Source organism: Bradyrhizobium ferriligni, from assembly GCF_056837965.1.
On the sequence record NZ_JBXEJO010000146.1, the window covers coordinates 1 to 5,443 of the forward strand.

At 65.8% G+C, this 5,443-nt stretch carries 5 protein-coding genes; 3 read left to right on the forward strand and 2 right to left on the reverse strand.

The window, feature by feature from the left end; translation table 11 throughout:
• On the reverse strand, positions 1-2,589 hold a 2,589-nt coding region (locus tag AC1VNY_RS41990; RefSeq protein ID WP_482409594.1), incomplete at its 3' end, for an efflux RND transporter permease subunit.
• Positions 2,590-2,601: 12 nt separating this feature from the next.
• Complete coding sequence (locus tag AC1VNY_RS41995) at positions 2,602-3,804, reverse strand: efflux RND transporter periplasmic adaptor subunit (RefSeq protein WP_482409595.1); 1,203 nt, start codon at positions 3,802-3,804, stop codon at positions 2,602-2,604.
• Positions 3,805-4,008: 204 nt separating this feature from the next.
• Between AC1VNY_RS41995 and AC1VNY_RS42000 the strand changes: the two genes are divergently transcribed.
• The 3 genes from AC1VNY_RS42000 (at position 4,009) to AC1VNY_RS42010 (ending at position 5,373) form a co-directional block, all read left to right on the forward strand.
• Positions 4,009-4,791 carry a cysteine rich repeat-containing protein gene (locus AC1VNY_RS42000; RefSeq protein WP_482409596.1) on the forward strand — a complete coding sequence of 261 codons (783 nt, stop codon included), beginning with the start codon at positions 4,009-4,011 and terminating at the stop codon, positions 4,789-4,791.
• 39 nt (positions 4,792-4,830) lie between these two features.
• Positions 4,831-5,052 (forward strand): cysteine rich repeat-containing protein, encoded by a 222-nt coding sequence (locus tag AC1VNY_RS42005; RefSeq protein ID WP_482409597.1) that lies wholly within the window; start codon positions 4,831-4,833, stop codon positions 5,050-5,052.
• Positions 5,053-5,160: 108 nt separating this feature from the next.
• Positions 5,161-5,373 (forward strand): hypothetical protein, encoded by a 213-nt coding sequence (locus AC1VNY_RS42010; protein ID WP_028341820.1) that lies wholly within the window; start codon positions 5,161-5,163, stop codon positions 5,371-5,373.
• Positions 5,374-5,443: the final 70 nt, after the last annotated feature.

The following is a 5,443-nucleotide window of genomic DNA, read 5'->3' on the forward strand; positions in this document are numbered from 1 at the left end:
GTACGACATCGCCGTCCACTCGAAGCCCGAGCCGGGCGGCAGCGTCTTTGCCGCGATCTCCTCCATCAACGCCATCGACTGGCCGGACGAGTAACCCTGCGCCGGCAGCCCGATGATGGAGGCGGACGGATAGAGGTTATAGAGACTGATCAGCGACGGTCCGATCGAGGGCGTGATCTTGGCGACCGTGCCAAGCGGGATCATGTCGCCGTTGCTGTTGCGCACCATCATGTTCTCGATGTCGCGCAGGCTCAGGCGGTACTGTGCCTCGGCCTGGGTATAGACCTGGAAGGTGCGGCCGAACTTGGTGAACTGGTTGACGTAGCTGGCGCCGAGATAGGTCGACAGCGCCGCGAAGATCTGGTCGGGGGTAACGTGCAGGGTCTGCGTCTTGATGCGATCGACGTCGACGTCGAACTGCGGCACCATCGAGCGGAACGACGACTGGACCCGCTGCAGCGCGCTCTGGGTCTGCGCATTGGCCACGATCGCCCCGGTGACCGCCTGCAGCTTGCCGTAGTCGGCATTACCGTCGCGCAGCTCGACCTGCATGGCAAAGCCGGCGGCGTTGCCGATGCCCTGGATCGGCGGCGGCGGGATCACCAGGATGCGCGCCTCGGGGATCACCGCGAGCTTGTCGTTGAGCCCGTAGACCAGCGAACGCAGATCCTCGCCCGGCCCGCGCGCGCCCCAGTCCTTCAGGATCAGATAGGCGACGCCGGCATTGGCGAGGCTCGAGGAATTGTCCAGCGCGGAGATGCCAGCGATGCTGACCACCTGCTCGACGCCGGGGGTCTTGCCGGCGATCCTGGTGACCTCGTCGAGCACGTGCTGGGTGCGGTCGAGGGCCGCGCCGTCGGGCAATTGCACCGCGGCGAGCAGATAGCCCTGGTCCTCGATCGGAATGAAGCCGGTCGGCACCCGCGACAGGCCGTAGCCGGCAAGCCCGATGATGACGAGCGCAACGGCGACCGAGGTCTTGGCATGCCCGGCGATGCCGGTGACCAGCCGTGTGTAGCCGCGCTCCAGCCGGTCATAGACCGCGTTGAAGCCGCGATAGAAGAAATTGCGCTGCTCGGGCGGAGCGGGAGGACGCAGCCATAGCGCGCACTGTGTCGGCTTCAGCGTCGCGGCGTTGACGGCGCTGAGCAGCGCGGTGGCGGCGATCACCAGCGCGAATTGCGCGTACATCCGCCCGGTCAGCCCGGGCAGGAACGCCGCCGGCAAAAACACCGAGATCAAGACCAGCGTGATGCCGACGATCGGCGCGAACAATTCGTCCATCGCCTTGATCGCGGCGTCGTGGCCGGACATGCCGCGCTCGATGTTGTGCGCCGCGCCCTCGACCACGACGATGGCGTCGTCGACCACAATGCCGATCGCCAGCACGATCGCAAACAGCGTCGACAGGTTGATGGTGAAGCCGAGCGCCGCCATGGCCGCGAACGCGCCGATGATCGTGACCGGCACGGTGGTCGCCGGCACCAGCATCGCCCGCCAGTCCTGCAGGAAGACCAGGATCACGACCAGCACCAGGAGGCCGGCTTCGAACAGAGTCTTGTAGACCTCCTCGATCGAGGCGTTGACGAATTTGGTGGTGTCGAACGGCGTGTCGTATTTGATGTCCTGCGGGAACTGCTTGGCGAGCTCCGCCATCTTCTTCTCGACGGCCTTCTCGACCTGCAAGGCATTGGCGCCCGGCGACTGGAACACACCGATGCCGGTCGCGGGCTTCTGATTCAGCGAGAATATCTGGCTGTAGGTCTGCGCGCCGAGCTCGACCCAGCCGACGTCGCGGACCCGGGTGACGTCGCCGACATTGCCCGTCTTGACGATGATGTCCTCGAACTGGCTCTTGTCATCGAGCCGGCCGTTGACGTTCAGCGTGTACTGGAACGCCTGGCCCGCCGGCGTCGGCGGCGCGCCGACCTGGCCGGCGGTGACCTGCTGGCTCTGCTGCTGGATCGCCTGGATGACGTCCTGCGGCACCAGCCCGCGCACCTGCAGCTTGTTCGGATCGAGCCAGACCCGCATCGAATATTGCCCGGCGCCGAACACCGTGACGTTGCCGACGCCGGGCAGGCGCGACAGCTCGTCCCGGATGTTGATGGTGGCGTAGTTCGACAGGAACAGGCTGTCATAGGTCTTGTTCGGCGAGGTCAGCGTCACGAACAGCAGGATCGAGGTCGACCGCTTCTGGACCGTGACGCCCTGGTTCTGCACCGAGGTCGGCAGCTGCGACAGCGCGCTGGAGACACGGTTCTGCACCAGCACCTGCGCGAAATTGAGATCGGTGCCGATCTTGAAGGTCACCGTCAGCGTATAGGTGCCGTCGGCGCCGCTATAGGACTGCATGTACAGCATGTCCTCGACGCCGTTGACCTGCTGCTCGATCGGCAGCGCCACGGTGTCGACCACGGTCTTGGCCGAGGCGCCGGGGTAGCGCGTCGTCACCTGCACCGTCGGCGGCACCACGTCGGGATATTGCGCGACCGCGAGATTGTACAGCGCCACGCCGCCGATCAGGATCATCAGGATCGCGATGACGTTGGAAAGGACCGGGCGCTCGATGAAGAATTTCGAGATCATGGCGCGTGCGTCCTATTTGGCGGCTGTCGGCGCCGCGTCGGCCTTCTGCACCTGCGGATCGACCTTCTGCCCGGGGATCGCGCGCAGCAATCCGGCGGTCACGATGCGGTCATCGCCCTTCAGGCCGCTCTCGATAACGCGCAGCCCCTCATCGAGCGGACCGGTCGTCACCTTGCGCTGCTCGACCACATTCTCGGCATTGACGACCAGCACGTAGCGGCCGGCCTGGTCGCTGCCGATCGCGACGTCGGGCACCAGCAGCGCCTTGTCCTGCTTGTCGAACGGCACGCGAACGCGGACATAGAAGCCGGGCAGCAAGGTCCGGTCCGGATTTGCGAACACGCCGCGGACCGCGAGCGTGCCGGTCGACTGGTTGAGGGTCGGCGAGATGTAATCAAGCTTGCCCTTGTGCGGATAGCCGGTCTCGGTCTGCAGGCCGACCTCGACCGGCAACTGCCTGAGCTCGCTGACCGACAGACCACGACGGCGCGCTTCATCCCGCACGCGCTGCACGTCCTGTTCGTTGACGTTGAAATTCACATAGATCGGATCGAGCTGCACGATGGTGGCAAGCTGCGTCGGCGACGCCGCGCCGACCAGCTCGCCGACCGACACCAGGTGATTGCTGACGATGCCGTCGAACGGCGCGGCCACGTTGGTGTAGCCGTAGTTGACCGCGGCGATCTTGGTGTTGACCTGGGCCTGCTGCAGGCTGGCCTGGGCGTTGTCCCGGGTGGATGTCGAGGTATCAAGGGTCGCCTGCGAGACCGCCTGCCGCTGCACCAGATCGGTCTGCCGCTTGAAGTCGAGCTCGGCCTGCTTCAGCGTCGCCTGCGCACCGACCTCTGCGGCCTGCGCCTGTTCCAGCTTCAGCTTGTAGGTCTCCGGCTCGATCGTGAACAGCGTGGTCCCCGCCTTCACGAAGGAGCCGTCCTGATAGTTGATCGCCTGCAGGAAGCCCTGCACGCGCGCGACCAGATCGACGGTCTGGATCGGCGCGGTGTTTCCGGTGGCGTCCAGATAACGTGTGATGGCGCGCTGCACCGGCGGCGCAACCTCGACCTTGGGCGGCGGCGGCGCAACAAAACTGTTTTGCTCGCAGGCACTTAAACTGACGAAGGCCGATACGACGAACGCGATGCGCGCAAGCGGTGCATTTCGCACCCGCACAAAATTGCTCTGGCCGAAATGTGCCGACGCGCGCGCATGCCTCATTTCCGAGCCTCGATTCAAATGACTTAATTTAAAGATCTCGTGACGGGCAAAAAATCCGGCTGCTTCATCCATACCAACAATCCGCTTGCAGCGGAACTCGAAAGCGAAAATGATGTCGCTCGCCGAGGTTGTTACAACAAGCCTTTTTCAGGACTCAGTTCAGTTGAGCCGGACGCATCCGGCGCGACCAGAGGATTTATTCAGATGATCAATGCGTTGACACGAGCAACGAAGCTGTCCGCATGTCTTGCGCTTGCGGCATTCATGAGCACCGCACCGGCCTTGTCGCAGGCGCCGACCCAGGCGCAGCGCGACGCCATCAAGTCGCAATGCCGCAACGACTACATCGCCCACTGCTCCAGCGTACCGCCGGGCGGCGAAGCCTCGCTGCAATGTCTGCAGAAGAACATGGCAAGCCTCGGCCCCGGCTGCGCCAGCGCGGTGAAGGCCGTCGAAGCGCCGGCCGCCGCACCGAAGGCAGACTCTACGCCCGCGGCGGCCAAGACCGAAGCTGCTCCCGCGGCAACGGCCAAGCCTGCCACCGAGGCCGCCGCACCGAAGGCGGCCGGGACGCCGTCCAACACGCAGATCTCCGCGATCCGCAGCGCATGCCGCTCCGATTATCCCAAGGTTTGCGCGGGCGTGCCGACCGGCGGCGCGCCGGCGCTGCAATGCCTCGAAAAGAACAAGGGCAAGCTTTCGCCGGCCTGCGAGAAGGCCGTGGCCGCCGCTGGTGGCGGTGCCGCCGCGCCGGGCGCTGCAGCGACGACGGCAGCACCTGCCGCGGCCCCGGCCGTGATCGCGTTGCGGCCGCTGCGGCCGCGCGAAGAGCTGCTCGTGCTGCGCTCGGCCTGCGGCGCCGACGTCCGCTCGATCTGTGGCGGCGTCCAGCCGGGCGGCGGGCGGATCGTGCAGTGCCTCGCGACCAATGCGGGCTCGCTGTCGCCGGCGTGCCGCGACGTGCTGGCGCCGTTCGCGGCGCGGTAATCCTGTTGTCACGCGACTGACCGGAAAAGGGAGCGATCAATGTTGCGCATTATCCTGACCGCTGCGCTGCTCTGCGGCGCAACCGCCGTCTACGCCCAGGAGCTGACCACCGCGCAACGCGACGCCTGCATGGGCGATTACGAGAAGTTTTGCAAAAGCGTGACGCCCGGCGGCGGCCGCATCATCGCCTGTCTCGCCAAGCAGAGCGACAAGCTGGCGCCCGCCTGCAAGAAGGTGCTGGCGGAAGCGGAAAAGAAATAGCCGCGCAGGCGGTGAGACGACTGTGCCCGGCGATCGCCGGGGCACGCAGCCGTAGCACTTTGTTTTCACCTACAGGCCAAGCATACCTCACCCGGGAGAGGGAATTTCATGCGTTCAATATTGCTGATCGCCGCAGCCCTGCTGTCCTTTGCCGCGACCATGACCTTTGAGTCCTCCGATGCCAACGCGGTCGTCTGCGCGCGCGGCGTCTATCGCGCCGGCTGCGCCGGTCCCAACGGTGCGGTCGTCGCCCGCAAACCCGTTGCCGCCGGCTGCCGCTGGGTGTGGGTCGGCGGGGTCAAGGTCCGCCGCTGCTACTGAGGCGGGACAGGATGAAGTCGGGTCGCGAAGGAACTGTACTCCCTCTCCCGCTTGCGGGGGAGGGCTGGGG